8 protein-coding genes and 1 pseudogene are annotated in these 4,312 nt (G+C 70.3%); all 9 read left to right on the top strand.

All coding sequences use genetic code 11. The features are described 5' to 3' along the window. The coding region (gene tuf / locus VGT06_14040) for an elongation factor Tu (GenBank protein HEV8664243.1) at window positions 1–135 on the top strand (135 nt) is incomplete at its 5' end. Between the two features lie 41 nt (window positions 136–176). Then, window positions 177–485, top strand: a complete 309-nt coding sequence (gene rpsJ / locus VGT06_14035) for a 30S ribosomal protein S10 (GenBank protein ID HEV8664242.1) — start codon at window positions 177–179, stop codon at window positions 483–485. 55 nt (window positions 486–540) lie between these two features. After that, window positions 541–1,164, top strand: coding sequence for a 50S ribosomal protein L3 (rplC, locus tag VGT06_14030; protein HEV8664241.1), 624 nt, complete (start codon window positions 541–543; stop codon window positions 1,162–1,164). 6 nt (window positions 1,165–1,170) lie between these two features. Further along, window positions 1,171–1,800: a 50S ribosomal protein L4 gene (gene rplD, locus VGT06_14025; protein HEV8664240.1), complete on the top strand. Its 630-nt coding sequence runs from the start codon at window positions 1,171–1,173 to the stop codon at window positions 1,798–1,800. Continuing rightward, a complete protein-coding gene (rplW, locus tag VGT06_14020; GenBank protein ID HEV8664239.1) occupies window positions 1,800–2,084 on the top strand; it encodes a 50S ribosomal protein L23 in 285 nt (94 codons plus the stop codon). Before rplD ends, rplW begins: the two co-directional genes overlap by 1 nt. 15 nt (window positions 2,085–2,099) lie before the next feature. Further along, window positions 2,100–2,918, top strand: a complete 819-nt coding sequence (rplB, locus tag VGT06_14015; GenBank protein ID HEV8664238.1) for a 50S ribosomal protein L2 — start codon at window positions 2,100–2,102, stop codon at window positions 2,916–2,918. 9 nt (window positions 2,919–2,927) lie between these two features. Beyond that, window positions 2,928–3,212, top strand: a complete 285-nt coding sequence (gene rpsS / locus VGT06_14010; GenBank protein HEV8664237.1) for a 30S ribosomal protein S19 — start codon at window positions 2,928–2,930, stop codon at window positions 3,210–3,212. Window positions 3,213–3,224: 12 nt separating this feature from the next. Beyond that, on the top strand, window positions 3,225–3,575 hold the full coding sequence (gene rplV / locus VGT06_14005) for a 50S ribosomal protein L22 (GenBank protein ID HEV8664236.1): 351 nt from the start codon (window positions 3,225–3,227) through the stop codon (window positions 3,573–3,575). Window positions 3,576–3,584: 9 nt separating this feature from the next. After that, a pseudogene (gene rpsC / locus VGT06_14000) lies at window positions 3,585–4,220 on the top strand (30S ribosomal protein S3). Window positions 4,221–4,312 lie beyond the last annotated feature (92 nt).

Below are 4,312 nucleotides of genomic sequence, written 5' to 3'. Positions count from 1 at the left end.
GTCATGCCGGGGGACAACGTCACCATGACGGTGGAGCTCATCACCCCCATCGCCATGGAGAAGGAGCTCCGGTTCGCCATCCGGGAGGGGGGGAAGACGGTGGGGGCGGGGGTCATCAGCGAGATCCTGGGGTAGGGCGCGCCAGCGCCGCGGGAGAAGGGCGGCACGAGAGGCCCATGGAGAACCAGAAGATCCGGATCCGGCTGAAAGCGTACGACCATCGGATCCTGGACCAGTCCATCAAGGAGATCGTCAGCACCGCCCAGCGGACCGGGGCCCGGGTCTCGGGGCCCATCCCGCTTCCGACCCGGATGAGCCGGTACACGGTGCTGCGGTCCCCGCACGTGGACAAGAAGTCGCGGGAGCAGTTCGAGATCCGGACCCACGCCCGCCTGCTGGACATCCTGCAGCCGACCCCGCAGACGGTGGACGCCCTCATGCGGCTCGACTTGCCGGCCGGCGTCGACGTAGAGATCAAGCTGTGAGCGGACGGCCGGCGCCCGCGCGGAGCAGGAGCGTCCGGGAGGCCGGGGAGCGGTGATGCCGATTGGCCTGCTCGGGACGAAGGTGGGGATGACGCAGCTCTACGCCGCCGACGGCCGGGTGGTGCCGGTGACCATCATCGCCGCCGGGCCCTGCCCGATCGTGCAGCGGAAGCGGTCGGCGGGGGACGGCTACGATGCGATCCAGATCGGCTACCAGCCGGTCCAGGCGAAGCGGGTGACGAAGCCGCTCCAGGGCCACTTCGCCAAGCACGGGGTGGCCCCCACCCGCTACCTGCGCGAAATCCGGATCGCGGCGGATGCCCCCTATGAGCCGGGCCAGACCCTCACCGTGACGCTCTTCACGGAGGGGGAGGCGGTGGAGGTGACCGGGGTCTCGAAGGGGAAGGGGTTCCAGGGCGGAGTGAAGCGGTGGCACTACCGGGGTGGGCCCGCCAGCCACGGGTCCATGTTCTACCGGGCCCCTGGCTCCATCGGCGCCTCCTCCTTCCCCTCGCGCGTCTTCAAGGGGCACCACATGCCCGGCCGGATGGGCGGGGATCGCGTGACGGTGACGGGGCTCCGGGTAGTGCGGATCCTCCCGGAGAAGCACCTGCTGCTGATCAGCGGGGCTGTCCCCGGCCCCCGCGGGGGCCTGGTGGCGGTGAGCAAGGCGAGGTAGGGACGGATGGCGGGCCGCGTCCTGGATGTCCTGACCATGGAGAACGTGAAGGTCGACCAGGTCGCCCTGCCGGAGGGCGTCTTCGCTGTCCCCCCGCAGGCGCATCTCGTCCACCAGATGGTCCGCTTCCAGCAGAATGCCCGGCGGCAGGGGACGGCCTCTACCAAGACGCGCTCGGAAGTGAGCGGCGGAGGGCGGAAGCCCTGGCGGCAGAAGGGGACGGGGCGGGCCCGGGCCGGCACCATCCGCTCTCCCCTCTGGCGGCACGGAGGGACGGTCTTCGGCCCCAAGCCCCGCTCCTACGCCCTGGCCCTTCCCCGCGCCGTGCGGCGGCAGGCCATGCGCGTGGCCCTCAGCGCGAAGGCAGAGGCCGGGGCCATCCGGGTCCTGGACGGGCTCAGCCTGGAGAAGCCCAGCACCAAGGCGTTCCGGGGCGTGCTCCAATCGCTGCAGGTGCGGGGGCGGGCGCTGGTCATCCTCCCGCAGGAGGATGAGGTGGTGATGAAGTCTGCCCGGAACCTTCCGACGGTGAAGGTCCTGCCGGCCCGCGGGTTGAACGTGTACGACATCCTGGCCGCCGATACGCTCCTCTTCACCCGCGACGCGCTCGCCCTCGTGGGAGAGGCCTGGCAGTGATGGACCCGCACCGGATCATCCGCCGGGCACGGGTCACGGAGAAGGGGACGGCGCTCCGCGGGCAGAACAAGTACGTCTTCGAGGTGGACCGGCGGGCCAACAAAATCGAGATCAAGCGGGCCATCGAGGCCCTCTTCGGGGTGACCGTCACCGCGGTCCACGCCCTGAACGTGTCCGGGAAGGCGAAGCGCGTGGGCCGCTTCCAGGGTCGGACCAGCGACTGGAAGAAGGCCATCGCCACGCTGAAGGAAGGGCAGACGATCGAGTTCTTCGAAGGAACCTAGGGGAAGGCACGAGCGATGCCAGTGAAAACCTACCGGCCGGTGACACCGTCCCGGCGGACGATGACCACGGCGACCTTCGAGGAGGTGAGCAAGCGCCGGCCGGAGAAGGCCTTGCTTCAGCCCCTGCAGAAGACCGGCGGCCGGAATATGTGGGGCCGCATGACCGTCCGCCACCGGGGGGGCGGCCACAAGCGGATGTACCGGCGGATCGACTTCAAGCGGGATAAGGTCGGGGTGCCGGCGAAGGTGGCGGCCATCGAGTACGACCCCAACCGGTCCGCCCGGATCGCCCTCCTCCACTACGCGGACGGGGAGAAACGGTACATCCTGGCGGCCGAGGGACTCCAGGTGGGGGACACCCTGATGGCGGGGCCCGAGGCGGACATCCGGGTGGGGAACGCCCTGGCGCTCCGGGACATCCCGGTCGGGGTCACCGTCCACAACGTGGAGATGCGGCGGGGGAAGGGGGGCCAGATGGTCCGCTCGGCCGGCGCCTTCGCCCAGTTCATCGCCAAGGAGGGGGACCGGGCCCTCCTGCGGCTGCCCTCGGGGGAGGTCCGGAAGGTCCACCTCGACTGCATGGCCACGATCGGGCAGGTGGGCAACCTGGAGCACGAGAACGTCTCCCTCGGGAAGGCGGGCCGCTCCCGCTGGCTCGGGATCCGGCCCTCGGTCCGGGGCGTGGCCATGAACCCCCACGACCACCCCCTGGGCGGCGGGGAGGGGAAGTCCTCGGGGGGCCGGCACCCCTGCAGCCCCTGGGGGAAGCTGGAGCGGAAGACCCGGCGCAAGCGCCTGCAGTCCGATCAGGAGATCGTGAATCGCCGAAAGTAGGAGTCGCGCATGGGACGCTCGCTGAAGAAGGGCCCGTACGTCGAGCCCAAGCTGCTGAAGCGGGTCGAGGAGATGAACCGGAGCCGGGACAAGAAGGTCCTGAAGACCTGGTCTCGCCGCTCGACCATCACCCCGGAGTTCGTGGGGCACACACTGGCCGTGCACAACGGGAAGAAGTTCATCCCCGTCTACGTCACGGAGAACATGGTGGGGCACAAGCTGGGCGAGTTCGCCCCGACCCGGACCTTCCGGGGGCACGGGGCCCACACGGCCCGCTCCACCGCGTTGAAGTAGGAGTCGGAGCCCGTGGAGGCGCGCGCCGTCGCAAAATTCGTCCGGGTCCCGCCCCGGAAGGCCCGGTGGGTCATCGATCTGATCCGGGGGCGGGAGGTCTCCGCTGCGCTGGCGGCGGTGCGGTTCACGCCGAAGCAGGCGGCCCGGATCATCGAGAAGGTCCTGAAGTCGGCCCTGGCCAACGCCCAGCACAACCACGGCGTCCGGGACCCGGACCGGCTCTACGTGAAGACGGCCTTCGTGGACCAGGGCCCGGTGCTGAAGCGGTTCCGGCCCCGGGCCATGGGGCGGGCCACGCCCATCCACAAGCGGATGTCCCACATCACCATCGTCCTGGAAGAGCGGCCGGGGCCGAAGAAATAGGGGGAAGCCGTGGGGCAGAAGACTCATCCGCTGGGATTCCGGCTCGGGGTGATCAAGACCTGGAAGTCCCGGTGGTTCGCCACCCGGAAGTACGCCGACACCCTGCACGAGGACCTGGCCATCCGCCGGTGGATCAAGTCCCGGCTCTACCACGCCGGGATCTCTTCCATCGAGATCGAGCGCAAGGCGAGCCAGGTCCGCATTATTGTCCATACGGCCCGGCCGGGCATCATCATCGGGAAGCGGGGGGCCGAGGTGGAGAAGTTGCGGCAGGATCTGGCCCGGATGGTCCGGGCCAAGGACATCCACCTCGACATCGCCGAGGTCCGGAAGGCCGAACTGGACGCCCAGCTGGTAGCGGAACAGGTGGCCGGCCAGCTCGAGCGGCGCGTGGCCTTCCGGCGGGTGATGAAGAAGGCGGTGACCTCCTCGTTGCGGCTGGGAGCCCAGGGGGTCCGGATCGCCTGCGCCGGCCGCCTGGCGGGGGGCGAGATCGCCCGGCGCGAGTGGTACCGGGAAGGGCGGGTCCCGTTGCATACGCTCCGAGCCGACATCGACTTCGGGTTCGCGCAGGCCTACACCACCTACGGGGTCATCGGCGTGAAGGCCTGGATCTTCCACGGGGAGGTCCTGCCGGAGGGGCGGCGAGACGGGCTGCCCGAGCTGGGGCTGCTCACGCCCCCGCGCGACCGGCGCCGGGAGGACCGGGAGGGGCGCCGCCCCCGGCGGGGCGCCAC

Origin of the sequence: Candidatus Methylomirabilis sp., assembly GCA_036000645.1 — a bacterium.
Taxonomy (GTDB): Bacteria; Methylomirabilota; Methylomirabilia; order Methylomirabilales; family JACPAU01; genus JACPAU01.
The sequence above is the reverse complement of the archived record's forward strand: the minus strand, read 5'-3'. Positions and strand labels throughout refer to the sequence as shown.